This is a genomic window from Streptomyces sp. NPDC006012 (assembly GCF_042871185.1).
Lineage (GTDB): Bacteria > Actinomycetota > Actinomycetes > Streptomycetales > Streptomycetaceae > Streptomyces.
Genome location: NZ_JBIAIE010000012.1, coordinates 177,560 through 202,721, shown reverse-complemented (window position 1 = coordinate 202,721; position 25,162 = coordinate 177,560). Strand labels below are relative to the sequence as shown.

Annotated in this window: 25 protein-coding genes and 1 pseudogene; 20 read left to right on the top strand and 6 right to left on the bottom strand. The window is 69.2% G+C overall.

Annotated features, from left to right (window positions below):
- Both rfbB and ACFYPJ_RS22060 read right to left on the bottom strand, forming a co-directional pair.
- A complete protein-coding gene (gene rfbB / locus ACFYPJ_RS22065) occupies positions 1–987 on the bottom strand; it encodes a dTDP-glucose 4,6-dehydratase (RefSeq protein WP_389019629.1) in 987 nt (328 codons plus the stop codon).
- Positions 984–2,051 (bottom strand): glucose-1-phosphate thymidylyltransferase, encoded by a 1,068-nt coding sequence (locus ACFYPJ_RS22060; protein ID WP_389019724.1) that lies wholly within the window; start codon positions 2,049–2,051, stop codon positions 984–986. Before ACFYPJ_RS22060 ends, rfbB begins: the two co-directional genes overlap by 4 nt.
- 332 nt (positions 2,052–2,383) lie before the next feature.
- On the opposite strand from ACFYPJ_RS22060, the gene ACFYPJ_RS22055 reads away from it, so the two are divergent.
- Positions 2,384–3,136, top strand: a complete 753-nt coding sequence (locus ACFYPJ_RS22055) for a thioesterase II family protein (RefSeq protein WP_389019626.1) — start codon at positions 2,384–2,386, stop codon at positions 3,134–3,136.
- Positions 3,137–3,166: 30 nt separating this feature from the next.
- Here the strand turns inward: ACFYPJ_RS22055 and ACFYPJ_RS22050 are convergent, their stop codons facing one another.
- Positions 3,167–3,844: a hypothetical protein gene (locus ACFYPJ_RS22050; protein WP_389019623.1), complete on the bottom strand. Its 678-nt coding sequence runs from the start codon at positions 3,842–3,844 to the stop codon at positions 3,167–3,169.
- Between the two features lie 544 nt (positions 3,845–4,388).
- On the opposite strand from ACFYPJ_RS22050, the gene ACFYPJ_RS22045 reads away from it, so the two are divergent.
- Complete coding sequence (locus tag ACFYPJ_RS22045) at positions 4,389–5,168, top strand: hypothetical protein (RefSeq protein ID WP_389019620.1); 780 nt, start codon at positions 4,389–4,391, stop codon at positions 5,166–5,168.
- Between the two features lie 48 nt (positions 5,169–5,216).
- Here ACFYPJ_RS22045 and ACFYPJ_RS22040 read toward each other — a convergent pair whose 3' ends face one another.
- On the bottom strand, positions 5,217–5,612 hold the full coding sequence (locus tag ACFYPJ_RS22040) for a hypothetical protein (protein ID WP_389019617.1): 396 nt from the start codon (positions 5,610–5,612) through the stop codon (positions 5,217–5,219).
- Positions 5,613–6,175: 563 nt separating this feature from the next.
- Here ACFYPJ_RS22040 and ACFYPJ_RS22035 point away from each other — a divergent pair.
- From ACFYPJ_RS22035 to ACFYPJ_RS22020, 4 genes and pseudogenes are all read left to right on the top strand, one after another.
- Complete coding sequence (locus ACFYPJ_RS22035) at positions 6,176–9,241, top strand: FAD-binding and (Fe-S)-binding domain-containing protein (RefSeq protein WP_389019614.1); 3,066 nt, start codon at positions 6,176–6,178, stop codon at positions 9,239–9,241.
- A 42-nt stretch (positions 9,242–9,283) separates the two neighbouring features.
- Positions 9,284–11,092, top strand: coding sequence for a thiamine pyrophosphate-requiring protein (locus ACFYPJ_RS22030; protein WP_389019611.1), 1,809 nt, complete (start codon positions 9,284–9,286; stop codon positions 11,090–11,092).
- Positions 11,085–11,633 carry an enolase C-terminal domain-like protein gene (locus tag ACFYPJ_RS22025; protein ID WP_389019608.1) on the top strand — a complete coding sequence of 183 codons (549 nt, stop codon included), beginning with the start codon at positions 11,085–11,087 and terminating at the stop codon, positions 11,631–11,633. The genes ACFYPJ_RS22030 and ACFYPJ_RS22025 overlap by 8 nt, the downstream gene beginning before the upstream one ends.
- Positions 11,634–11,680: 47 nt before the next feature.
- Positions 11,681–12,702 (top strand): annotated as a pseudogene (locus tag ACFYPJ_RS22020) (SDR family oxidoreductase).
- Between the two features lie 494 nt (positions 12,703–13,196).
- On the opposite strand, the gene ACFYPJ_RS22015 reads toward ACFYPJ_RS22020, so the two are convergent.
- Positions 13,197–13,880 carry a GAF and ANTAR domain-containing protein gene (locus tag ACFYPJ_RS22015; RefSeq protein WP_389019606.1) on the bottom strand — a complete coding sequence of 228 codons (684 nt, stop codon included), beginning with the start codon at positions 13,878–13,880 and terminating at the stop codon, positions 13,197–13,199.
- Positions 13,881–14,240: 360 nt separating this feature from the next.
- Here ACFYPJ_RS22015 and ACFYPJ_RS22010 point away from each other — a divergent pair, with 360 nt between their 5' ends.
- From ACFYPJ_RS22010 to ACFYPJ_RS21990, 5 genes are all read left to right on the top strand, one after another.
- Positions 14,241–14,612, top strand: a complete 372-nt coding sequence (locus ACFYPJ_RS22010; RefSeq protein ID WP_389019722.1) for a gas vesicle protein — start codon at positions 14,241–14,243, stop codon at positions 14,610–14,612.
- A 56-nt stretch (positions 14,613–14,668) separates the two neighbouring features.
- Positions 14,669–15,103, top strand: coding sequence for a gas vesicle structural protein GvpA (locus tag ACFYPJ_RS22005; RefSeq protein ID WP_389019603.1), 435 nt, complete (start codon positions 14,669–14,671; stop codon positions 15,101–15,103).
- Entirely contained in the window at positions 15,100–15,873 is a 774-nt protein-coding gene (locus tag ACFYPJ_RS22000) for a GvpL/GvpF family gas vesicle protein (RefSeq protein ID WP_389019600.1), read from the top strand. The genes ACFYPJ_RS22005 and ACFYPJ_RS22000 overlap by 4 nt, the downstream gene beginning before the upstream one ends.
- Positions 15,874–16,011: 138 nt before the next feature.
- On the top strand, positions 16,012–16,680 hold the full coding sequence (locus tag ACFYPJ_RS21995; RefSeq protein ID WP_389019597.1) for a DNA primase: 669 nt from the start codon (positions 16,012–16,014) through the stop codon (positions 16,678–16,680).
- On the top strand, positions 16,677–17,816 hold the full coding sequence (locus ACFYPJ_RS21990; protein WP_389019594.1) for an SRPBCC family protein: 1,140 nt from the start codon (positions 16,677–16,679) through the stop codon (positions 17,814–17,816). The genes ACFYPJ_RS21995 and ACFYPJ_RS21990 overlap by 4 nt, the downstream gene beginning before the upstream one ends.
- A 200-nt stretch (positions 17,817–18,016) precedes the next feature.
- On the opposite strand, the gene ACFYPJ_RS21985 is transcribed toward ACFYPJ_RS21990, so the two are convergent.
- A complete protein-coding gene (locus ACFYPJ_RS21985; protein WP_389019591.1) occupies positions 18,017–18,811 on the bottom strand; it encodes a SigB/SigF/SigG family RNA polymerase sigma factor in 795 nt (264 codons plus the stop codon).
- Between the two features lie 582 nt (positions 18,812–19,393).
- On the opposite strand from ACFYPJ_RS21985, the gene ACFYPJ_RS21980 reads away from it, so the two are divergent.
- The 9 genes from ACFYPJ_RS21980 (at position 19,394) to ACFYPJ_RS21940 (ending at position 25,036) form a co-directional block, all read left to right on the top strand.
- Positions 19,394–20,140 carry a Rieske 2Fe-2S domain-containing protein gene (locus ACFYPJ_RS21980; protein WP_389019588.1) on the top strand — a complete coding sequence of 249 codons (747 nt, stop codon included), beginning with the start codon at positions 19,394–19,396 and terminating at the stop codon, positions 20,138–20,140.
- Between the two features lie 401 nt (positions 20,141–20,541).
- The gene (locus ACFYPJ_RS21975; protein WP_389019586.1) at positions 20,542–21,303 is read left to right on the top strand and encodes a GvpL/GvpF family gas vesicle protein; all 762 of its coding nucleotides are present in this window, start codon (positions 20,542–20,544) and stop codon (positions 21,301–21,303) included.
- Positions 21,304–21,312: 9 nt separating this feature from the next.
- Positions 21,313–21,561, top strand: coding sequence for a gas vesicle protein GvpG (locus tag ACFYPJ_RS21970; protein WP_389019583.1), 249 nt, complete (start codon positions 21,313–21,315; stop codon positions 21,559–21,561).
- Complete coding sequence (locus ACFYPJ_RS21965) at positions 21,558–21,875, top strand: gas vesicle protein (RefSeq protein WP_389019580.1); 318 nt, start codon at positions 21,558–21,560, stop codon at positions 21,873–21,875. The genes ACFYPJ_RS21970 and ACFYPJ_RS21965 overlap by 4 nt, the downstream gene beginning before the upstream one ends.
- A 24-nt stretch (positions 21,876–21,899) precedes the next feature.
- Complete coding sequence (locus ACFYPJ_RS21960) at positions 21,900–22,718, top strand: GvpL/GvpF family gas vesicle protein (protein WP_389019578.1); 819 nt, start codon at positions 21,900–21,902, stop codon at positions 22,716–22,718.
- Positions 22,715–22,924 carry a gas vesicle protein gene (locus ACFYPJ_RS21955; RefSeq protein ID WP_389019575.1) on the top strand — a complete coding sequence of 70 codons (210 nt, stop codon included), beginning with the start codon at positions 22,715–22,717 and terminating at the stop codon, positions 22,922–22,924. The genes ACFYPJ_RS21960 and ACFYPJ_RS21955 overlap by 4 nt, the downstream gene beginning before the upstream one ends.
- The gene (locus ACFYPJ_RS21950) at positions 22,921–23,193 is read left to right on the top strand and encodes a gas vesicle protein K (RefSeq protein ID WP_389019573.1); all 273 of its coding nucleotides are present in this window, start codon (positions 22,921–22,923) and stop codon (positions 23,191–23,193) included. The genes ACFYPJ_RS21955 and ACFYPJ_RS21950 overlap by 4 nt, the downstream gene beginning before the upstream one ends.
- A gap of 280 nt (positions 23,194–23,473) precedes the next feature.
- Positions 23,474–23,710 (top strand): CsbD family protein, encoded by a 237-nt coding sequence (locus tag ACFYPJ_RS21945; RefSeq protein ID WP_389019571.1) that lies wholly within the window; start codon positions 23,474–23,476, stop codon positions 23,708–23,710.
- Between the two features lie 834 nt (positions 23,711–24,544).
- Positions 24,545–25,036: a hypothetical protein gene (locus ACFYPJ_RS21940; RefSeq protein ID WP_389019568.1), complete on the top strand. Its 492-nt coding sequence runs from the start codon at positions 24,545–24,547 to the stop codon at positions 25,034–25,036.
- Positions 25,037–25,162: the final 126 nt, after the last annotated feature.

The following is a 25,162-nucleotide window of genomic DNA, read 5'->3' as shown; positions in this document are numbered from 1 at the left end:
TCACAGCGTCGCGCGCGCCTTGAGCGGCTCCCACCAGGAACGGTGCTCCCGGTACCAGCGCACCGTCTCGGCCAGGCCGGTCGTGAAGTCCCGGCGCGGGACATAGCCCAACTCGTCCCGGATCTTGGCCCAGTCGACCGAGTAGCGCCGGTCGTGGCCCTTGCGGTCGCTGACGTACTCGACGCTCTCGTCCCAGTCGGCGCCGCACGCGTCGAGGAGCCGCCGGGTGAGTTCCAGGTTCGACAGCTCGGTGCCGCCGCCGATGTTGTAGACCTCGCCCGGCCGGCCCTTCGTGCGGACCAGTTCGATGGCCCGCACATGGTCGTCGATGTGCAGCCAGTCCCGTACGTTGCGGCCGTCGCCGTACAGCGGGACCTTCCCGCCGTCCAGCAACCGGGTGATGAACAGCGGGATGACCTTCTCGGGGAAGTGGTGATGCCCGTAGTTGTTGCTGCACCGGGTGACCCGGACGTCGAGACCGTGGGTGCGGTGGTACGACAGGGCGATCAGATCACCGGCCGCCTTGGACGAGGAATAGGGGGAGTTGGGCTGCAGCGGATGCGACTCGGGCCAGGAGCCCGTGTCGATGGACCCGTACACCTCGTCGGTCGAGACCTGGACGAACCTGCCGACCGACGCGCGGTGCGCCGCGTCGACCAGGGTGTGGGTGCCGACGACGTTGGTCCGTACGAACTCGGCACCGCCGTCGATGGACCGGTCCACGTGCGACTCGGCCGCGAAGTGCACCACCTGGTCGTGCGCGGCCATCAGCCCGGCCACCAGCCGCGGGTCGCAGATGTCGCCCTGGACGAACGACAGTCCGGGCGCGTCACGGACCTCGTCGAGGTTGGCGAGGTTCCCGGCGTAGGTCAGCTTGTCCAGGACGGTCACTCGCACGTCCTCGGGTCCGTGCGGACCGAGCAGCGTACGGACGTAGTGCGAGCCGATGAAACCGGCGCCGCCGGTCACGAGAATCCGGGTCGTCATCGTGATATCTGCACCTTGCTGTGGTCGCCGAGCACCAGCCGGTGCGCGGCCGGATTGCGCGGCGCGGGAGTGACCTCGACGTCCCGGCCGATGAGCGACGCCTCCACGCGCCGCACCCCGATCACGGACGATCCCTTCAGGACGATCGAGTACTCGATCTCGCTGTCCTCGATCCGGCAGCCGTCCGACAGGGCCGTGAACGGTCCGACGTAGGCGTCCTTGACCACAGTGTCGGCCCCGATGATCGCCGGACCCACGATGCGGCTGCCCGACACCTGCGCGCCCGCCTCGATGCGCACCCGGCCGATGATGACGCTCGCGTCGTCGACCACGCCCTCGACCAGCGGCTCCACGTTCTCCAGGACCGTGTGGTTGACCTCCAGCAGATCGCTGACCTTGCCGGTGTCCTTCCAGTACCCGGAGATCGTCGTCGAGCGCACGTCGTAGCGCTGGTCGATGAGCCACTGCAGGGCATCGGTGATCTCCAGTTCGCCCCGGTCGGAGGGCGCGATGGCGCGCACCGCGGTGTGGATCACGGGGGTGAGGAAATAGACACCGACGAGGGCCATCTCGCTCTTGGGCACGTCGGGTTTCTCTTCGAGCCCCACCACCCGCCCGTCGACGTCGAGTTCGGCGATGCCGAAGGCGCGGGGATCGGGCACCTTCGTCAACAGGATCCCGGCGTCCGGCCGCTCCTTGTGGAACGCGTCGACCAGACCGGAGATCCCGCCCACGATGAAATTGTCGCCGAGATACATGACGAAGTCGTCGTCGCCCAGGAAGTCCCGGGCGATGAGCACGGCATGGGCGAGCCCGAGCGGTGCCTCCTGCGGAATATAGGTAGCCTTTATCCCGAATTGCGATCCGTCTCCGACGGCCTCCTGTATTTCCTGGGCGGTCTCGCCCACGATGATCCCGACATCGACGATCCCGGCTTGCGCGATCGCTTCGAGGCCGTAGAAGAGAATGGGTTTGTTGGCGACCGGTACGAGCTGCTTCGCCGATGTGTGCGTGATCGGGCGCAGGCGCGTGCCCGCGCCGCCGGAGAGTATGAGCGCCTTCACCAGTGCCATCTCCACGTAGTCGTCTTCGCCGTGGCCGGTCCGCTCCTGGAGCCACTGCCTTCCGTTGTCGCAGCCTTGGGAACCTTGAGGAGATTGCATCACCGACCGGATGTCCGCGAAGGTTCCGCACGGCGAGCTAGGGGGTTGTCGAACGGGGTTAGGGGTCCCGGTCGTCATTCCGGCGGTGCTACCGTCTCACTGGAATGGTGTGTGCCCATGCCTGATCGGCGTGCCGTTCATTCCCGGGCAGCAGCCGAAGTGCGTGAACGCCGTGATGTTAGAACGCCGTGATGTATGAACGCCGAAAACTGTGAACCGAGACCGGAGGCGAAGTGACGAGCGAGGAGTCGGCCCAGTGGATCCGGAGGTTCCACCCGGTGCCCGAGGCCAAGGTCCGCCTCGCCTGCTTTCCGCACGCCGGGGGTGCCGCCGGTTTCTATCACCCGCTGTCCGGCATGCTCTCCCCGGAGATCGAGGTGCTGGCCGTGCAGTACCCCGGCCGGCAGGATCGGCGGCGGGAACCGGCGATCGAGGACATCGGTGGGCTCGCGGACGGTGCCGCGGCCGCGCTCGGCCCCTACACCGGCCGGCCGCTCGCGCTGTTCGGCCACAGCATGGGCGCGGTGATCGCCTTCGAGGTCGCCCGGCGGCTGGCCGCCGACCCCGCGGCGGAACCCCTGCTCTGGCTGTTCGCCTCCGGACGGCGGGCTCCGTCCCTCTCCGTGGAGGAACGCGTCCACCTCCTCGACGACGACGGCCTGGTGGCCGAGATCGAGTCACTGGGCGGCACCAGTCCCGGACTGCTCGACGACGAGGAACTGCGAGGCATGGTGCTGCCCGCCGTACGCGCCGACTACCGGGCGATCGAGACCTACCGCTGCCCGGCCGGCACCGCGCCGCTCACCGTGCCGGTCACCGTCCTGGTTGGGGACCGGGATCCCCGGGTCACGGTCGAGCAGGCCAGGGCCTGGTCCGCGCACACCGAAGCCGCGACGGACGTGCACGTCTTCCCCGGCGGTGACCACTTCTATCTGAGTCCGCACCGCGCGGAGGTCGCCGAGCACGTCAGGCGCCGCCTGCGCTGATCCCGAAGGGGGAGACTCCCCGCAGCGCGGTCAGACGCCGTCCCGCAGCGCGGCCACGGCTTCCTTGGCCGCCTTGATGGCACCCTTGTTGATCTCGTCCGTGGCCGGCGCCTTCTTCGACTCGAAGTCGCTGCCGTTGTAAGTGACCATCACCAGGGCGTTGTTGACGCGGACGACGACCACGCCCTCGCGGGTCTGCTGCTTGGACTCGGTGGTGAGGTTCACCACCGAGTAGGCCGAGTCGCCGACCCCCGGCACGTTCCCTCCGCCGCTCTTGTCCGAGACCCGCTCCTCGTACTCCTTCTGTGCCGCGCTGTTGGTGTCGGCGATCTCGTAGGAGACGTCGAGCCAGCGGTAGTCGTATCCCTTGAGCGCGTTCCAGGAACAGGTGCGGCGCAGCTTCGCGTCCGTCGACGGGATCTCCTTGCCGGCCGTCTTGGCGCCCGGCACCAGCGAGGTGATGGTCGCCTTCGGCACGCTGCCGCAGGGCGCGGGCGCGGTGGCATACGTTGTCGAGGTGTCCTTCGACGCGTCTGCCGACGAGGATCCGCCGGCCGACGGCTGAGCGGCGGTCTCCTGGTCCGGCTGGTGTTCGGTGGCGGGTGCCGCGGCGAGCGGGCCGGACGTCAGTGCCCAGCCGGCCACGGCGAGCACGGCGACCGGAGACAGACGCGCGGTGAGGGCGAGCGGCAGAGGAAGATGACGCACGGCGTACTTCTCGTGGGGGAGGGTGTGCGGAGGGCGTCCGCACTGCGGGACGACAGTGTCACACGACTGGCTGCGCGGCGAAAGTGCCAACTCGCTTCCCACCTGCGCGATGACGGGGGAAGGTACGGACGAATCGCCCGGATCCGGGTCGATAAGCCGTGCGGGTGTCCCGGCCCCGCAGCACCTTTGCCGTGACGGGCGTCACCCTCGCGGTGCGGTGCGGATGACGACCTGCTTGACGGGGGTTTCGCGGGGCGCGGAGGCGGAGCACGGAGCTCATGGCGCGGGGCAGGGGGCGGAGTCGGAGTCGGAGTCGGACTCGGAGTCGGCGGAGGCGGCGTCGGACAGGAGGGCGACCCTGTGGCGCGGCCGGGCGAAATTCTCTGCGTATCACCGACTCACCTCACTTGACCAGGTGTTCTGGGGAGGCGTTCAGGTCGCTGTCAGGTTGTCCGCCCGGCGGTGAAAGTCATGCACCAGAGGGTCCAAAGCAATGGCAAACGCCCCTGTGGCACCAGGAGTTCACCGTGTCATCGTGCGGTCCATGACCACAGAGCGCCTCCTCGACGACCGCCCCCTTGTACCCGTCCGCATCCTGGCGAACAAGGTGCCGGAAGTGACCGTCTACTTCTGGATCATCAAGGTGCTCACCACCGGGATGGGCGAGACCGCGTCGGACCTGCTGGCCCGGGTGTTCGGCCCGGTGCCCGCGGTCGCGCTCGGTGGTCTCGCCCTGGCTGTCTCCCTGGCCGTGCAGTTCGCCGTCCGCCGGTACGTCGCCTGGGTGTACTGGAACGCCGTCGTCATGGTCAGCGTGTTCGGCACGATGGCCGCCGATGTCCTGCACATCGGTCTCGACGTGCCCTACGCGGTGTCCACACCGGTCTTCCTCGTCGTGCTGGCCGCCGTCTTCGCCCTCTGGTACGCCGTCGAGCGGACGCTGTCCGTCCATGGCATCCGGACCCGCCGCCGCGAGATCTTCTACTGGGCGGCGGTCCTCGCCACGTTCGCCCTCGGCACCGCCGCCGGCGACCTCACCGCCACCGCCGGCTTCGGCTACGCCGGGTCGGTCCTGATCTTCGCCGCCGCGATCTGTGTGCCCGCGGTCGCCCACCGCGTCGCCGCCATGAACGCCGTGGCCGCCTTCTGGACGGCCTACGTCATCACCCGTCCCCTCGGTGCCTCCCTCGCCGACTGGACGGCGGCCGGGCAGGCCCGGGGCGGGCTCGGGCTGGGACTGGGGCCGGTCACCCTGGCCTGGACCGTCGCCATCGCCTGCTGCGTCGGATACCTGGCTGTCTCCCGGAGGGACGTGCAGCGGTGAGGCCGACCGCGTGCGGGCCGGAGCCGTGCTCCGGCCCGCACCGGTTCGTCAGTGGATGACGATGGCGAACCAGGAGTCGGCCACCTGCCCGTTCTCATTGGTCGCCCACACCTTGGCGGAGTGGTTGCTCGCGTCGCAGCCGCCGGCCCAGGTGTAGTTGACGATCCGGCCCCGCTGGAGCGAGGAGACGCTGGGCAGGACCTTGGCCGGGTCGAACTTCGGGTCCGAGAAGGTGACGCAGTACTCCCCGGGACCCAGGCGCCGGACATCCTCGATGCCCTTGGCGTTCCTCACTTCGCCGCCGGCGGTGACGGTCGCGCCGGCTTCCGCGTACGGTGCCCGGACGTTGTCGGCGACCGCGACCGCCACGCCGGCGGTCGCGGCCACGACCGCCAGCCCCGCGGCACCGAGGGTCAGGGAACGGGTCCTCTTGCTGTGGAACATGCACTTCCTCCTTGGAAGCAGCCCGGAGGTACCGGATACGGAGAGAAGCTAAGCGACTACACAAGGCGACGCGCCAGTGATCTCACGCCGGTTCACCCCTCCGGGTGTCGGCCCCGTCGCACGGCAGTCGAACCGGGCCGACGCGCCCCGCCCGACCCGGTATCGGTCCGCTCGGGGTCGGCTGCCGTCCGCGCCACCGCAACCGGGTGGCCGCACGGCCCATGGGTGCGGGCGCCGGACCGGTACCCGGGGCGAGCGGCGGCCCGCGAGAAGGAGAAGGAGCCCGGCTCCGGGTACGGCGCTGCACTCTGGCGTCCACGACCGTTCCGCCGCCGCAGTCTCCTCACGTCATCCGTGGCCTCAAGTACGCCGCCGGAACGCCGTTTGCTCCGTCCTGCCGGGGTACCCGGTGGCAGTGCCGTGTGCGGATTCCAGGACGAGGGCTGGAGACCGATCATGAGTAAACGTGCAGGTGAGAAGCGTCCGGGACATGTGCGGATTCGGACGGCGGACCGTCGCCCTGAGTGGACCGGCGCCGCCGGAGTGACGGGCCGGTCCCGTCGATGAGTTCCGCGCCTGAACGCCGCGCGGCCGCCATGGACACGGCTGGGCTGGCCGCGGCCCTGCGGGACGAGACCGACGGGGAGGTCCGCTTCGATCCCGGCACCCGAGGGGCCTACTCCACGGATGGCTCCAACTACCGGCAGGTGCCGATCGGCGTCGTGGTTCCGCGCAGTGTGGAGGCCGGTGCGCGGGCGGCAGAGGTGTGTGCGCGGTTCCAGGCGCCCCTCCTGTCACGAGGAGGGGGCACGAGCCTGGCCGGCCAGGCGACGAACACGGCCGTGGTAGTGGACTGGAGCAAGTACTGCCATGCCCTCGTCTCCGTTGCCCCCGAGACCCGCATCTGTGTGGTGGAGCCGGGGATCGTCCTGGACGAGCTCAACCGGCGCCTGTCCGACCACCGCCTGCAGTTCGGGCCGAAGCCCTCCACCCACAGCCACTGCGCCCTCGGCGGCATGATCGGCAACAACTCGTGCGGGGCTTCCGCCCAGGCGTACGGCAAGACGGTGGACAACGTGCGCCGACTGGAGGTCCAGACGTACGACGGCCTGCGGATGTGGGTGGGGCCGACGTCCCGGGCGGAGCGGGCGAGGATCGCCGCGGAGGGCGGGCGCCGGGCCGAGATCTACGACGGTGTGGATCGCATCGTCGCCAGGTATCTGGGGGACATCCGGCGTGGCTTCCCCAAGATCCCGCGCAGGGTGTCCGGCTACAACCTCGATTCCCTGCTGCCGGAGAACAACCTCGACCTCGCCAAGGCCCTGGTCGGCAGCGAGGGCACCCTGGTGACCGTGCTGCGGGCCGAACTCGCCCTCGTACCCGTGCCGTCCCGCCAGTCGCTGCTGGTCCTCGGATACGACGACATCTGCCGCGCCGCCGACGACGTGCCCCGGCTGCTGGACCACTGCTCTCCCGGCCAACTGGAGGCGCTGGACGGGCGGATGGCCCAGCTGATGCGCGAGGAGCACGCCTATCTCGGCTCGCTCGACGCCCTTCCCGAGGGCGACAGCTGGCTGCTGGTGCAGTTCGCCGGTGACAGCCAGGAGGACGTCGACGAGCAGGCGCACGCGCTGCTGGAGTCGATCGGCCGCGGTGAGAAGGACACTTCGGTCGCCTTCTCCGACGATCCCGACCGGGAGCAGGAGATGCTCCGGGCCCGGGAGGCCGGGCTGGGTGTGACCGCACGTCCGCCGGACGACCGGGAGACCTGGGAGGGCTGGGAGGACTCCGCCGTCCCGCCCGAACGGCTGGGCAGCTATCTGCGCGATCTGAAAGAGCTGTTCGCGGAGTTCGACTACGACCATCCTTCGGTGTACGGCCATTTCGGGCAGGGCTGTGTGCACACGCGCATCCCGTTCGGTATGCGTACGGCGCAGGGCGTCGCGGACTTCCGCCGGTTCGTGGAGCGGGCGGCGGACCTCGTCGCCTCCTACGGCGGTTCGCTGTCGGGCGAGCACGGTGACGGGCAGGCCCGGGGCGAGTTGCTGGCCCGGATGTTCGGCGAGCGGCTGGTGGCCGCCTTCGCAGAGCTGAAAGCGGTGTTCGACCCGGGCAACCGGATGAACCCGGGGAAGGTCGTCGACCCGAATCCGGTCGACGGACAACTGCGGCTCGGCTCCTCCTGGCGGCCGGCCACGGCCGACACGTACTTCGGTTATCCGCACGACGACCACTCCTTCAACCGGGCGGTGCTGCGCTGCGTGGGCATCGGGAACTGCCGCAGCCACCGCGGTGGTGTGATGTGTCCCTCCTACCGGGCCACGAAGGAGGAGGAGCACTCCACGCGCGGGCGTGCCCGGCTGCTGTTCGAGATGCTCGACGGCCACCCCGACTCGCCGGTCACGGACGGCTGGCGGTCGGCCGAGGTGCGCGACGCGCTCGACCTGTGCCTGGCGTGCAAGGGCTGCAGGTCGGACTGTCCGACCGGGGTGGACATGGCCACCTACAAGGCCGAGTTCCTCGCCCACCACTATGCGGGGCGGCTGCGGCCCGCGGCGCACTACTCGATGGGCTGGCTGCCCGTGTGGGCACGGCTGGCGCAGATCCGCCCGGGACTGGTCAACAGCGTGCTGCACGCGCCGGGCCTGGCCCCGGCGGGTAAGCGGCTGGCGGGCGTGGACAGGGCCCGGCCGGCGCCGGTGTTCGCCGGGGAGTCCTTCCCGCGGTGGTGGCACGCCCGGGAGAACCCCCGGCCGGACCCGGCGGATCCGGCGACGGTGATGCTGTGGCCGGACACCTTCAGCAGCTTCTTCCACCCGTCGGTGGCGATCTCGGCCGTACGTGTACTGGAGGACGCGGGCTTCCAGGTCGCCGTACCCGACGCGCCCGTGTGCTGCGGCCTGACGTGGATCTCCACCGGACAACTCGCCGTCGCCGAACGGGTACTGCACCATACCCTGCATGTCCTGCGGCCCTACCTGGACGCGGGCACACCCGTCATCGGCCTGGAACCCTCCTGCACCGCCGTCTTCCGGGCCGACGCCCCCGAACTGCTGCCGGACGACGAGGACGTACGGCGGCTGGCCGGCCAGGTGCGTACCTTCGCCGAACACCTCGTCCGGCACGCTTCCCGGGGCTGGCGTCCGCCCCGACTGGCACGGCAGGCGACGGTGCAGACCCACTGTCATCAGCACGCCGTCATGAAGTCCGACGCCGACCGCGAGCTGATGCGGCGTGCCCACCTGGACGCGGACGTCCTCGACGAGGGCTGCTGCGGTCTGGCGGGCAACTTCGGCTTCGAACGCGGTCACCACGCTCTCTCCATGGCCGTGGCGGAGCAAGGTGTCCTGCCCGCCGTCCGTGCGGCCGCTCCCGACAGCCTGCTGCTCGCCGACGGCTTCAGCTGCCGTACCCAGATCGAGCAGGGCGGGACGGGCCGACGTGCCCTGCACCTCGCCGAGGCACTGGCCCTCGGACTCGACGGCACCCTGCCGGTCGACCGCCCCGAGCGCCTGGCCCGGCGGCCGGCCGTCCCGTCCCGCACGGCCCGCTGGTCGGCCACCGCAGGGGCAGCGGCGGTCTCGGCCGCCGCCGGCCTCGGCGTCGTACGGCGCCTGCGCCGTCCCTGATCCGGCGCAGGTGAGACAGCCACACCGGAAAGGATCCAAGAGATGTCGCCGAAAGTCTCCGACCACGTCCTGAAGCGGCTGCGCGAGTGGCAGGTGGAGCGTGTCTTCGCCTACCCGGGCGACGGCATCAACGGTCTGCTGGCCGCCTGGGGCCGGGCGGAGAACAACCCCCGGTTCATCCAGTCGCGGCATGAGGAGATGTCCGCCTTCGAAGCGGTCGGCTACGCCAAGTTCTCGGGCCGGGTCGGCGTCTGCGCGGCCACCTCCGGGCCCGGCGCCGTCCATCTCCTCAACGGGCTCTACGACGCCAAGCTCGACCACGTGCCCGTGGTGGCGCTGGTGGGCCAGACCAACCGCAGCGCCATGGGCGGCTCCTACCAGCAGGAGATCGACCTGCTCAGCCTGTACAAGGACGTCGCCTCCGACTTCTGCGAGATGGTCACCGTCCCCGAGCAGCTTCCGAACGTGCTCGACCGGGCCCTGCGCACCGCGATGGCACGGCGTTCGGTCACCGCCGTGATCATCCCCGCCGACGTCCAGGAACTGGACTACACCCCGCCCCAGCACGCCTTCAAGATGGTGCCTTCCAGCCTCGGCATGCCGCACTACGCGCCGGTGCCGGACGACGACGACCTCATGCGGGCCGCCGAGGTCCTGAACGCGGGCGACCGCATCGCCCTGCTCATCGGGCAGGGCGCGCGCGGAGCGCGGGCGGAGGTGGTGCAGACCGCCGACCGGCTGGGAGCCGGCGTGGCCAAGGCACTGCTGGGCAAGGACGCGCTCGACGACGATCTGCCCTATGTCACCGGCGCCATCGGCCTGCTGGGCACTCGGCCGTCGTACGAGATGATGCGCGACTGCGACACCCTCCTGGTCGTCGGATCGTCCTTCCCCTACACGCAGTTCCTGCCCGAGTTCGGCCAGGCGCGGGCCGTCCAGATCGACATCGACCCGCACATGGTCGGCCTGCGCTACCCCTTCGAGGTCAATCTCGTCGGCGACGCCGCGCTGACACTGCGCCGGCTGCTGCCGTTGCTGGAGCAGAACACCGACGGCGGCTGGCGCAGGAGGATCGAGGACGCCGTGGCCCGCTGGTGGGAGATCATGCAGCGCCGCGCCGCCGTCGAAGCCGACCCGATCAATCCGGAGTACGTCGCCCACACGCTCAGCGGCCTGCTGCCCGAGAACGTGATGCTCAGCTCGGATTCCGGGTCGGCCGCCAACTGGTACGCCCGCCATCTCAAGCTGCGCGGCGCCATGCGCGGCTCGCTGTCGGGCACACTGGCCACCATGGGGCCCGGCGTCCCGTACGCCATCGGGGCCAAGTTCGCGCACGGCGACCGGCCGGCCATCGCGCTCGTGGGCGACGGCGCGATGCAGATGAACGGCATGGCCGAGCTGATCACCGTCGCCAAGTACTGGCGGGAATGGGAAGACCCGCGGCTGATCGTCGCGGTGTTCAACAACCAGGACCTCAACCAGGTCACCTGGGAGATGCGCGCCATGGAGGGCGCACCCCAGTTCCTGCCCTCCCAGTCGATCCCCGACGTCGCCTACGCCGATTTCGCCCGCTCGCTCGGTCTGCACGGCATCCGCATCGAGAAACCCCACGAGGTGGAAGGCGCCTGGCACTCCGCCCTCGCCGCGGACCGGCCCAGCGTGCTCGACTTCGTCACCGATCCCGCGGTGCCGCCCATCCCGCCGCACGCCACCCTCGACCAGATCGAGGCCGCGGCGGCGAGTGTGCTGGGCGGTGACAGCGACCGCGCCGCCATGGTCCGGCAGGGGTTCCGGGCCAAGGTCCAGGACTTCCTGCCCGGCCACCGGCACCCGAGGCGCACCCGTGAGTGACGAGGACGTCGTGGGACGTGTGGACAGCGCCGTGTACACCGTTCCGACCGACGCACCCGAAGCGGACAGCACCCTCGCCGACCAGGGTGTGACCTGGTTCGAGGAACCCGTCTCGTCCGACCACCTGCGCACCCTGGCAGCGCTGCGCCACCGGATCCTCGCCGACGTCACCGCGGGGGAGTACGGCTACACCCTGCCCTACTTCCAGCACATGCTGGCCGCCGACGCCGTCGACTGCCTCCAGGCCGACGCCACCCGTTGCGGCGGCCTCACCGTATGGCTGCACGTCGCGGCCCTCGCCCGGGCCCACGGCCTGGACATCTCCGCGCACTGCGCCCCGCACGCCCACGCCCACGCCGCCGCCGGTGTCCCCAATCTGCGGCACATGGAGTGGTTCCACGACCACGTCCGCGTCGAACGCCTCCTCTTCGACGGCGTTCTGGACCCCCGAGGCGGCAGCGTCACCCCGCGCGGTGACCGCCCCCCGGGCCTGGGCCTGAGCCTCAACACCGAACGCGGACAGCCGTTCCGGACCCGGTGAACGACACGGCGACGCCACCGAGCGCGCCGAGCCCTAAGGAAGGGACCATGTCTCAGACCATCGTCATCACCGGCGCCAGCGCCGGCATCGGCCGCGCCACGGCACGTCTCTTCGGCCGGCGCGGTGCCGACGTCGCCCTCGTCGCCCGCGGCCGGGCCGGGCTGGACGCGGCCGCCCGCGAAGTGGTGGAACTCGGCGGACGCCCCCTCGTGCAGGAGGCCGACACCGCCGACGCGCGGCAGGTCGAAGACGTCGCCGACCTGACCGAGGAAACCTTCGGCCCCATCGACATATGGATCAACTGCGCCTTCACCAGCGTGTTCGCGCCCTTCGACGACATCCCGCCCGAAGAGTTCAGGCGCGTGACCGAGGTGACCTACCTCGGATTCGTCAACGGCACCCGGACCGCTCTCGGCCGTATGCTGCCCCGTGACCGCGGCACCATCGTGCAGGTGGGCTCCGCACTCGGTGAGCGCGCCATCCCGCTGCAATCGGCGTACTGCGGTGCCAAACACGCCATCAACGGCTTCACGTCGTCCGTGCGCGTCGAACTGCTCCACCGGCACAGCGGCGTCCACGTCACCATCGCGCACATGCCCGCGGTCAACACCCCGCAGTTCTCCTGGGTACGGTCGCGGCTGCCGAGGCATCCGCAACCGGTCCCGCCGATCTACCAGCCCGAGGTCGCCGCCCGCGGCGTGCTGTACGCCGCCGACCACACCCGAGGCGCAAGCAGTACTACATCGGAGCCTCGACGCAGGCGACCATCTGGGCCAACCGCCTCGCCCCCGCCCTGCTGGACCGGTACCTCGCCCGCACCGGCTTCGACGCGCAGCAGACGGACAGGCCGGCCGAACCGGGTCCGGACAACCTGTTCCACCCGGCCGACGCACCACCAGGCGGCGACTACGGAGCGCACGGCGAGTTCGACGACATCTCCCACCCCCGCTCCTGGCAAGCCGCCCTCGCCCGCCATCCGGCGGTGGCCACCGCCGCCGCGGGCGCCGGCCTCGCGGCAGCGGCGGCCGGCGCACGGCAATGGATCCACGGCGGACCCGGAAACCCGTAGGAGAGCCCGGGGCGATCGGGCGAAGACGAACCGCGGCCGACTCGTCACCACGCAGCCGTCCAGGGCCGCCGCGCGGCCCGAGCCGACGAACCACGCGTGCTCCCCCTCACCGGCCGCGGCGAACAGCGGCCCGGTGACGGCCAGGACGAACGCGGCGAGGACGAGCGCGTCGGGCCTGCCGTGCGCGGGCCGCGGCCGATCTTCGCCATGGCAGCTCGCCGGTACGGGCGTACAGCAGTCCGATACCCATCAACGGGGCGCAGGCGCCCGGGAGGTTGATCACACCGAAGGGCAGGGCGCCCTGTACGGCCTTCGCACCGGAGACAGCGGTCGTCCGCGGCGGCTGCACCACGGCCCGTTCCGGGAACATCCGAGTGAAAGGAGCGGAGCCGGATACTTGGCATACAGGCCGGGTTCAGCAGCTTTCCCCCGGGGGGCCGGGCCCGACCGGGCCCCTCTGGTTCGGACCTGAGCCGGAGGGGTCGCCAACGCCGTCAGGACAGGCTGCCCCGCTCGCAGACCAGCCGTGCGACCTCACGGAGTTTGACGTTCTGCTCCTGTGAATAGCGGCGCAGCACGTCGAAAGCCTGGTCTTCGGTGAGCTGGTGGCTGCCCATGAGAATGCCCATGGCTTCACCGATGGTGTGACGGGTGGCGACGGCGTGTTCCAGCTGGGCGTGGCTGCGGGCGCTGGAGAAGGCGACCGCGGCATGGGAGGCCAGCAGCCAGCCGGCCAGTTCGCTGGCCTCGGTGAAGGCGCCGGGCTTGCCGGAGTAGAGGTTCAGAGCACCGAGATCCTCGTCATCGGTGTAGAGCAGGAAGCCCATCATGCTGCCGACGCCGAGCTGGTGCGCCCTGGGGGCGTAGGAGGGCCAGTCCGGCTGCTCCACCGTGAAGTCCGGGATGCGGAACACGCCTTCCTTGGTACGAGCAGCGTCGAAGCACGGTCCCTCCTTCAACCGCTCCTGAAGCCGGTCGCTGTCGATCACCAGCTGGTCGGTGGGTGCCAGCGTCTGCACTTTCGTGCCGTGCAGCACCAGGATGCCGGCCGCGTCGCAGCCCTCCACCAGATCGATGGCCGAATCGGTGATTCTTTCCAGGGTGGAACCGACCGACGGTTGAGCCAGAAGATCCCGCGCCATCGATGCCATCTGCTGCGCGAACCGCGCCCACTGCACGGCTCCGCCACCTCCGGTCCGTCCCGGTGGTCGCTCCATGTATCCAGCATTCCACGGACGACCCACCGCCGCGGTACGCCCGGAGATCCTTGCCTGACTCACATTCCACGCGGCAAGGGGCCCGCGCCGTGGTCGGTCCAGGACGTCGCCCGGGTGTTTGTGCGGCAGGTCGGCGGGGACTCGACGTGCAGAACTTGGAACAACTGCTCCAAGGACCGCCGAGAGGGTGCGGACGCACGAGGGACGGCGGGCGCAATGGCCGCCACCCTCGGCTTCAACAGCGCAGGCCCGCGTCGCTTCGCCCTCTGGAACTCCGAACTCATGACCGCCGCGCTTGTGCGGCCCGGATATGAGGCGGCCATGTCGAACACAGACGGCAGATCAAAGCCACATGATCCGCAGCAGGGCAGCCCTGCGCGGACTGCGCGCCGGTCCACCGAGAACGACAGGACCAGCGGTCGGCCCAGGCCCCCGGAACTGCTGCGTGAGGCACGTACCCAGCTCGCTGAGCTCACCGGCATGGATGCCGAGACCGTGTCGTCCTTCGAGCGGACGGAAGAGGGCTGGTCCCTCGAAGTGGAGATCCGGGAGCTCGCCCGCGTGCCCGACACCACGAGCCTGATGGCGAGCTACCAGGTCGATCTTGACACCGAAGGGCAGCTCACGGGTTACCGGCGCATCCGACGTTACGAACGCGGCAGAGCCGACCCACGCGGATCGGACGGCCGCTAGGGCCGTTCTCGCGACCGGCCCCACGAACCTCACAACGGACAGGGAGGAAGAGGCGCATGACTGTAGTACCGGCACAGCAACCCGCCGCCGGAGGCACCAGCAGCAGCCTCTACGACGTGCTGGAACTCGTACTCGACCGGGGACTCGTCATTGACGCGTTCGTCCGTGTGTCCCTGGTCGGCATCGAGATCCTGAAGATCGACGCCCGTGTCGTCGTCGCCAGCGTCGACACGTATCTGCGCTTCGCGGAGGCATGCAACCGCCTCGACCTTGAGGCCGGCCCGCGCAAGAGCCCCGGACTGCCGGACCTGGTGGGAGAGATCACCGAGTCGGGTGCGCGGGGCAAGTCGAAGGGTGCACTCTCCGGAGCCGCCCAGACCGTCTCCGACGCCTTCCACGAAGCGCGTGAGGAGCATTCGGCCAAACAGGGCGAGCCCCGCCCGCGGCCCCGCAGGAGCACCGAAGCACGAAGGAAAGAGGAGCAGGAGTGAATACCTACGTCTACGGGATCACGGCCGCCTCGCACCCCGCGCCGCCGAAGGGCATCGCCGGCGTCGGCGATCCGGCCCGGCCGGTCCGGACGCTCACCGAGGGTGAGCTGACGGCTGTTGTCAGTGACGCGCCCGAGAGTCTGCGTCCCAAGCGGAAGGACCTCCTGGCCCATCAGAACGTGCTCGCCGAGGTGGGCACGGCGGGCTGTGTGCTCCCCATGCGGTTCGGCAGTGTCGCGCCCGACGACGGCACCGTCACCGACGTGCTCGCGCAGCGGGCGGACCACTATCAGGAGCGCCTGCGGGCGCTGAGCGGCACGGTCGAGTACAACGTCAAGGCCCTCCCCGTCGAGGAGGCCGTACTGCGCCGCGTGATCAGCAGGAACCCGGAGATCCGGGACCTGGCGGAGGCCAACCGCCAGGCGGGAGGCGGAAGCTACGAGCAGAAGGTCCAGCTCGGCGAGATGATCGTGTCCGCGGTACAGGCCCAGCAGACCGAGGACGTCGCAACAGCGACGCGGGCCCTGGAACCGGAGGCCGTCGCCGTCAGCGCCGGTCCGGAGTCGACGGACTGCCTGGTCAACCGGTCCTTCCTGGTGGGGCGGAACACGGCACAGGCATTCCTGGCGGCCGTGGAGGACGTCCGGAAGGCACTTCCGCACCTGGAACTGCGTGTCACCGGTCCGCTGCCGCCGTACAGCTTCGTGGAGCCCGGCCCGTCGGAGCCCATGGACCGTGCGCCCGACAGCGCCTACCCAGGAGCGAGGTAGCGCAATGGAACCGGTCAGAGGTGCGCGGCCAGGTGCGTGGCCGACGAGAAGGAGTTCGGTCGGCACCGGGCCTCGGATCCTCGACCGAGTGGAGAGCGGCCTGCACTGCGAGGCAGGCCCAGACGATAGGACGGCGTGATGAACCGAGTGGGACTCGGCCTGGCTATGGGGGCCGGATACGTCCTTGGACGTACGAAGAAGATGAAACTGGCGTTCGCCATCGGCTCGCTCATGGCCGGCAAGCGATTGAATCTCGGCCCACGGGCGGTCGCTGACCTGGTGAACCAGCAGCTGCGGGACAATCCGCAGTTCAAGGAGATCGGCAGCCAATTGCGTGAGGACCTCGAGGGCGTCGGCAAGGCAGCGTCGGGCGCGATGGTCGAGCGGCAGATGAACGCGCTGGCCGACCGCCTCCACGGGCAGACCGCCCAGATGCGCGACCAGCTCGCCGGTGTGCTGCCGGATACCTCGGCCCCCGCCGCCGACGAGGGCGAGAACGAGGAGCCGGGCGAGCCCGACGAGGAGACCGAGTCGGGTCGCAAGGAAGTCCCGGAAAGCAAGGACGAACCAGAACGCAAGGACGAAGCAGGCCGCAGGGAAGAACCGGAAAGCAAGGACGAAGAGGCGCAGGGGCCTGCACAGAGAGTCGTCAAGAAGGCGCCGGCCCGGACGACGGCCCGGAATGCGGCAAGGACGGCCCCCGCCAGGAAGGGGGCCCCGAAGAAGACCGCGGCCAGGAAGACAGCCGCGGCCGGTAGCGGTTCCACCGGCCAGGCCCGGCGACCGAAGGGTGGCGGAGGACGATGACCGAGACTCTCGGCTCCGCGACGTCCGCCGTGGACGGCGCTCGTAGGGGAGCGAAGGACGACATGCTGAGCGGCCTGGCGCACAGCGAGGCCGCCGACCGGCTGAAGGCGGAGGCACAGGAGTTCCTTGCGGTTCAGGCCCAGCGAGCATTGGTCGGCGTCGGGCAGCAGCTCGGCAAGGCCACAGCCAGGCTCAATGACATCGCCGAGGGCAACAGCCCGGGTCTGATCCACTTCGCCCTGGAGGGCGGCCGCAAACTCGCGGAAGGCAAATCCCCGTTGCGCTCGGTCCTCGAAGTCGGTGCTTCCCACGCCAAGGACAATGTCATGGGCGCCTTGAAGAACCTGGGCGTCGGCAAGGGCAAGGGAAAGGCGAAGGGAAAGGGCGTGGGCAACAAGCCCACCACCATCTTCGAGCAGATCGACATCGGCGTACCCCTGCGCACGGCGTACGACCAATGGACCCAGTTCCAGGACTTCAGCACCTTCGCCAAGGGTGTGAAGAGTGCCAACCGCGCGGACGACACACACTCCGACTGGCAGCTGAAGGTCTTCTGGTCCAATCGCAGTTGGAAGGCGCACACGACCGAGCAGGTGCCGGACGACCGCATTGCGTGGGTCTCGGAAGGCGCGAAGGGCACCGCAAAGGGCGTGGTGTCCTTCCATCCCCTCGCTGAAAATCTCACCCGGGTCCTCCTGGTCATGGAGTACTACCCCAGCGGCCTGTTCGAGAAGACCGGCAACATCTGGCGTGCCCAAGGTCGTCGCGCACGACTGGATCTGAAGAACTTCGCCCGTTTCATCAGCCTCAAGGGCGAGGCCAAGGACAGCTGGCGCGGTGAGATCCGTGACGGCGAGGTCGTCCTCAGCCACGAGGACGCGCTCGACCAGGAGGAGCAGGAGGCCGAGTACGGCGAAGAGGACGAAGCCGAGGCCGAGGCCGAGTACGAAGGAGAGGAAGCGGAGGGGAACGAGCCGTACGCACAGGAGGACGAAGGCGACTACGAGGAAGAGGACGAAGGAGAGTACGAGGGGGAGGCGGAAGGAGAGTACGAGGGGGAGGGAGAAGAACCCGAGAGCGAGGAGTCGGAGAACGAGTACGAGTACGCCGGGGAAGGAGGCCGTCGCGAGCGATGAGCAAGGCGGCGGTCGCGCCGGGCACTTCTCACGCGCGCGCCGTCGGCGTCTTCCCTCGCTCTCACTCAGCGCTTGGCAACAGCACCAACGGTTTGACCGTTCGGACCCGCGGAGGCCGCGAGTTCGAGGCCGTGGCGTCGGTGCTGTCGCCGCCGCATGGCTGCCTATCGGTAGCCATGCGGCCTTCCTTTCGGGCGGTATCAGGCAGCAGCGTCCGCGAGGACTTCCTCCCGGAGCTGTCGGCAGCACTTGCTGAGCAGCCGCGAGACGTGCATCTGCGACAGCCCGAGCTGCTCGGCGATCCCGCTCTGGGTCATGTCCTTGAAGAACCGCAGGTAGAGAATGGCGCGTTCCCGCTCCGGGAGAGCCTGCAGACGGGACTTGACCCCCTCACGGTCCACGACGGTGTCCAGCGCGGCATCGGCCGCACCGAGGGTGTCACCGAGACAGCAGCCGTCCCCGCTCGGCAGCCCGGCGTCAAGGGACAGAACGTTGAATGTGTCCAGCGCGTCCAGACCTACCTGCACGTCCTTCTCGCTCAGGTTCGCGCACTCGGCGATCTCGGCGACGCTGGGCCAGCGGTCCGGCGCACTCCAGGACAGCTCCTGGCAGGCGGCCCGGACCCGGTTGCGTAGTTCCTGGACCCGGCGCGGCACGTGCAGGGTCCACATGTGGTCGCGGAAGTGCCGCTTGATCTCCCCCGTGACTGTGGGCACGGCATAGCTCTCGAAGACTTTCCCACGCGTCGGGTCGTACCGGTCGACCGCCTTGACCAGCCCGAGGGCCGCGACCTGGCGCAGATCCTCATAGGCTTCACCCCGGCCGGAGAACCGGCCCGCGATGCGTTCGGCCATCGGCAGCCAGGCTTCCACGATCTCGTCGCGCAGCGTGTCACGTTGTCGGCCGGCCGGGAGCCCGGCGAGCCTGCGGAACGCGTCCGCAGTGTCGGGGGCGTCGTCGTGCGGGTGGTGTTGCGTGTTTGGTCGAGTTCGCATGATGCGTCGCCACTCTCATGTGTGGATGAGCGATCTCCATGGGAGTGCGACCGTGTTCCGGACAGCCGCGGCCGGGTGAGCCGACGTCGCTCCCACGGGCGTGCCTCTGGTCCGAAACACCTGTATGGTCCCGCATGCCCCTTTCACCGGAACGCAAACTCCGGAAGTGGATTTCCGGCAATCCGTAGCATGATTTTTTCGGTGTCACAACCGACGACACGGGCCTGTTTTCGTCTCCAGCAGGGTCACCGACGTCGAGCCGATCCATCGTTTCTGCATGGCACGCCGGACGGCTCCGGTCGCCCCAGAGGCCGACCGGAGCCGGAGATGTGCCGGGAACCGCCGCTCCTGTTCACGCTGCTCACGACAGAACCGAACAGATCGCCCGTCTGGTTTGTTGTGTTTCGGAAGGGAAAGTCGGTTCGCATGAGACCCATGAGACACACGACCGCATCACACGGACCGCTGAGCCGCACGCTCACGACGGTCATGGACGCCCTCGAAGGGCAGGAACGGCTCGACGGTATCTCGGGATCGATACGCACGGCGGTTCGCGCACTTCCCTTGGGAAAGAGCAGAGACGTGTTGCGGGGGCTTTGGCTCGGCCATCCCCTCCACCCCGTCCTGGTGCAATTGCCCATCGGCGCCTGGAGTTCTGCCGCGGTCCTGGACGTGTTCCCGGGTGAGAGCCGGGCCGCGCGCCGTCTGGTGGCGGTCGGCCTGGCCGCCGCGGGACCGGCCGCCCTGGCCGGCTGGGTGGACTGGGCGGAGCAGCGCCCGCGGCAGGCCCGTGTGGGCCTGGTCCACGCCGCGGCGAACCTCGCAGCGGTCACCGCGTACGCCGCCTCGCTGTCGGCGCGGACGAAGGGGCGCCCGGTACTGGGCCGCACACTCGGCTTCGGTGGGCTGTCGATCGCCACGGCCGGGGGCTTGCTCGGCGGCCACCTCGCCTATCGGCAGGCCGCCGGCGTCAACCACGCGGAAGCCGTTCCCGTACTGGTCGAGCCGGGCTGGCACCGGGTCGGAACCCTGGACGACTTTCCGACGGGCGAGCCCGTACGGCGGACGGCCGACGAAGTGGCGCTGGTCGTCGTACGGGACGGGGACGGAGTGCTGAACGTACTCGCCGACCGGTGCAGCCACATGGACGGGCCGCTCCACGCCGGCAAGGTTTTGGAGGGCTGCATCGAATGCCCCTGGCACGGAAGCCAGTTCCGGCTGTCGGACGGCTCGAACGTCCAGGGCCCGGCGACGGCGCCCCAGCCGCGGTTCGACTGCCGAGTGTCCTCCGACGGATCTGTCGACGTCCGCCTCGCGCAGCAATCCTGAGGGATCGAGCCACCACCGGTCGCGGAAGGATCGTGTTCGGCTGCCCCGCTGCGACGTCGCACCGCCCGCGTGCGCGCAGGGCGGAGCAAGCCCTTTCCCCAGTCGCTCCACGCAGGCTGAGCAGGCCCTTTCCCTCGTCGCCTTACACAGGCCGAGCAGGTCCTCACCGACCGTACGGCCAGGGCCTTTCCGACCGTATGGCGTCATGCGTTTGCCCGAGGCGGTCGGGGTCACTCGATGGGCGACGTGAGCGGAATTCGACGTCTTGGCGGGGCCACGGGGTCGGCACGATGCGAGCAGGAAGACAGCACGCGGCCGGCCCCGGTATCAGGCGCCACCCGCGCCGCAGGTCCACCACCAGTCGCCGGAAGCACCGAGGCGCACGCAGGAGGTGGAGGCGAATGAGTACGTATGTCTACTGCATCGGACACCGTGGTCTCGCCGTGCCCGAGGGGCTGGCCGGCGTAGGAGATCCGCCGCCCGCGGTACGTGTCGTGACCGAGGGTGATCTCGCGGCAGTGGTCAGCGACGCACCCCTCCGCCTCCGGCCGAGCGGGAACGATCTGCGGGCTCACCAGACCGTCGTCCACGAGTCAGCGGTGTCGGGTCCGGTGCTGCCCATGAGCTTCGGCGGCGTCAGCGCGGACGACGCAGCGGTGACGGCAGCCCTCGCCGAGTACGCGGAACAGTTCATCGAACGGCTGCACGCGCTCGACGGCAGGGCCGAGTACCACGTGAAGGCCGCGCATCTGGCGGAGTCGGTGCTGCACCGCGTTCTGGCCGGCCATCCGGAGATCCGCGCCCTGCTGGACGAGAATCGAGGCGCCCGACGTGACGGCCAGCAGCAGCGGATGCGTCTGGGTGAGCTGGTAGCAGGTGCCGTGAAAGCCCGCGAGGCCGAGGATGCCCGTCAGGTGCGGCACGCACTGGTGCCGCTGACCGAGGCGGTCAGCGTCGGCCCGGAGAACACGGCATGGCTGGTGAACATCTCCTTCCTGGTCGGCCGTACGTCCGTCGAGGAGTTCCTGTCCGCGGTCGAGCGGGTCCGCAAGCAAAACCCGCACCTGGACATCCGCATCACCGGTCCGCTACCGCCGTACAGCTTCGTCGAGCCCGTACCGGCCGGCCGGGCCGGTGCCGTGGCCGACGCAGAGACCGCCTGAGGTGAGGTCATGGGACTTGTCGAAGAAATTCTGCTGCTCCCCCTCGCGCCGGTCCGCGGCAGCCTCTGGGTGCTGCAACAGATCGCGGCCGAGGCCGAGCGCCAGCACTACGACCCCGCGACCGTTCGACGGGAACTCGCGGAGCTTGAGCAGCGGCTACTTGCGGGAGACATCGACGAGGAGACCTTCGATCGTCTGGAGGAGCAACTGCTCGACCGATTGCAGGCAGCCGGCCCCATCGGCGGGGAGTTCCGATGACGACCGCCGGCAGATTTCCGGAGCCGTACCGGTCCGCGCCGGGTTCCAACCTCGCCGACATTCTGGAACGGGTCCTGGACAAGGGCATCGTCATCGCGGGCGACATCCGGATCAATCTCCTGGACATCGAGCTGCTCACGGTCAAGCTGCGGCTCGTCGTCGCCTCGGTCGACAAGGCCAAGGAGATGGGAATCGACTGGTGGGAGACCGATCCCGCCTTGTCGTCCAGCGCTCGGCGCAACGAGCTGTCCCGCGAGAACGCACGACTGCGGGAACGCCTTCAGGAACTGGAGGAGGCGGAGGGCCAGCGGTGAACGGAACGCGAGGAGGGAAAGACGGTGGGTGAGCTGAGATACGTCTACGCCGTGTGCCTGCCCTTCGACGCGCCTGTGCCCGCCCTCACCGGCGTGGCCGGCGCTCCGCCCCGGCTATTGGCGGATGAGGGCCTGGTCGCGATCGTCAGCGACGTGGGGGAAGCGGATTTCGCCGAGTCCGCGCTGCGCAAGCGTCTGGAGGATCTCGACTGGGTCAGCAGCACGGCACGCGCCCACGAGGCCGTCGTCGCCGCGCTGATGACGGTGACCAGTCCGCTGCCGTTGCGGCTCGGGACCGTCTTCCACGACGACGACGGGGTGCACACCATGCTCCGGACGCAGAAGGACCGCTTTCTGGAGCTGCTGGGCCAGGTGGACGGCCGGGTCGAATGGGGCGTGAAGGTCTACATGTATCTCCCGGAGACAACGCCGGAAACAGAGCAGAAGAGGGCCGCCACCGGGCGTGACTACCTCCGGCAGCGGTCCCACCGGCACACGGCGCGGGAAACGCAGTGGCAGCAGGCGGAGGGTGTCTCGGAGACGTTGCACGCAGAACTGGCCCGGCATGCGGTGGCCACCCGGCTCCACCGCCCTCAGGGAGCGGTCCTTTCCGGTGCCCGGGGGAGAAACGTACTGAACGCCGCCTACTTGGTGGACCGGGTGAGATCCGGCGAGTTCACCAAGATCGTCGAAGAGAAGAAGGACGAGACCGTGGCCATGGCCGGTGGTCCGCAAGGACTCCGAGTGGAACTCACGGGTCCCTGGGCTGCCTATTCATTCAGCGGTGACGAGGGGCTGGAGCGGGAAGACCGGCGCGAAGGAGAGGGAGGGACGGGGCGATGACCGTTGTGGAGGGCAGGGAGGTGAGCCTCGTCGACATCCTGGACCGGCTGCTCGCCGGTGGTGTGGTGGTCGTCGGCAACCTCACTCTGAACATCGCGGACGTCGACCTCGTACGCATCGATCTCAACGCCTTGATCAGCTCGGTGAACCAGAAGGTCCCCGCGCCCTGGCCGGAAGGCACGGCCGGACCGGAGGAGCCGTCATGACGAAACGCCTCGAACTCGAACCCGACACCGTGGAACGCGATCTGGTGAAGCTCGTCCTGACTGTGGTGGAACTGCTGCGGCAGTTGATGGAACGCCAAGCGCTGCGCCGCTTCGAGAGCGGAACCCTCAGTGAGGACCAGGAGGAACGTATCGGCCTCACACTCATGCTCCTTGAGGAACGCATGGCCGAACTCCGAGATCATTACGGGTTGCGGCCCGAGGACCTCAACCTGGACCTCGGGCCACTGGGCCCGCTGCTTCCTCGATGAGGCAAGGCGCGGTGGCCCGCTCCCGGCCAGGACAGAGGCGCCGACTCGGGCGGCGCGTGCGGCCACGCCAAAGCAGACCGGAGTACCCGACGGAGCCACTTGGCCGGAGGTTCCGGACCGAGACCTGCGCTCATGCCGGAGTCCGCCGGGCCAGGCCACGGACGGAGCGGCGAAAGAAGAAACAGGGAAGCGGAGAAAGGTGGACGTGTGAAGTTTTGACTCCCTCCTCGAAGGTAGTCGTAGGCGAGAACGAAATTCGCCGATCGAGGAGCTGATACCCGTGGCTGGTCAGGGAAAGAAGATTCATGGCAAGGCCCAGGAAATGAAGGGCAGGGTCGAGGAAGCGACCGGAGACCTCGTCGGTGACGAGAGCATGCACCTCAAGGGCGCTCGCGACCGTGCCGTGGGAAAGACCCGCGAGGCGGCGGGTGAGGCGGCCAAGACGGCGCGCGGGACGAAGGAAGAACTGAAAGGCAAGGCGGAACAGCTGAAGGGCAAGACTCGCAAGAACATGTAATGGGTATTTGCGAGTGGGGCGATGGGCCCAGCCGGCCGCTGTGCACGAACTCCAGCCGGATGGGCCCATGGCGTGCCCGGACTCGGATATGGAGAGCCACCTCCGCAGCGGGAAAGCGGTCCGGTCACCTGCCCGCGTGGCGGACGCCACATGCGACACGACGCGGTCCGATGCCGACTGGTCGGAGGGCTCCCTGCCACCCCGCTTGCTGCTGTCGAAGTCCTTGCGTCCGATTTTCCGGCTGCCGAACCCCTGAAGCCCGCAGACGGCCCTCGGACGGCACCCAGGTCCTTGTCAGCGATGCGAGGGCATGAACTCCGCCCACGGAACGGGCTCCCGCAACCGCGTGGAAAAGGCGGTCGCGCGAGCGTTGCTCGACCGTCAGGAATTTATCTGACACAGGCGGATGTCAGTTTGTGCAACACTCCTCGTCCGCTCTACGCGGAAGCTGCGTGAGACGGACGACCCCAAGATCGCACTTCGGGAGATTCCGGGGCTCGGGCCCACGGGCCGTCGCCATCTTTCTGCGCACGGTCCAGACGACCTGGCCGGAATTCGCGCCCTATATCGATTCGCAAGGTACGTGAGTGCGCCAAGCGGCTCGCTTTCCCCTGTGAATGTCGTCCGTCGCGAAGAATCCAGGCGAGGTCGTGCCCGGTGAGCCTTGCCCAGCTGGAAACGGCCGCAACGGGTACTCGGACTCCGTGACGGCTCACCATCCCGTCCCCGCGCCCCTGCCACGGCTGACCTGGGCCGGGGGCGACTCGGTCGGCCTGCGCGGGCAGCAGAAGGGGATGCTGCCCCGCCCCACGAGCAGCGGACTGGAGAAGGACCATGGAACACAAAGCACTGAGCATCTACCTCAATGATCACCTGTCCGGTGCCACCTTCGGGCAGGACCTGGCGTGGCGCATGGCACGGGAGCACAAGTCCTGTGCCACCGGAGGAGACTTCAGGCGCTTGGCCGAGGACGTCTCCCAGGACCGGCTGAGCCTGCTGGCGCTGATGCAGTCGCTGCACGTGCCGCCGAGAAGGCACAAGGTGTACGGCGGGTGGGCCGCCGAGAAGATCACCCGACTGAAGCCGAACGGCCGATTCTGGCGGCGCTCCGGACTGAGCACCTTGATCGAGCTGGAGTCCCTGCGTCTGGGCATACAGGGAAAGCAACAGTTGTGGCAGGCGCTGCTCCCGGTGGCGGGAGAACTGAACCAAGCGGACGAGGCGCGGCTGCACCGGCTCCTTGACCGGGCGACGTCACAGATGAAGACGGTGGACGCGTTGCACGACACCGCGGCGCAGGAGGCGTTGGCAAGTCGCGGTGGCTGATGGGAACCGGACCGGGCACGGCGCCGCCCGCCGGCTACCGCAAGACGGTGCGCGGATCGTTGCGGGCGGGCCTGCCGAGGCGGTTCAGGTACGCCAAGCCGGCCCTTGCTCAGTTTGACGCCTTTG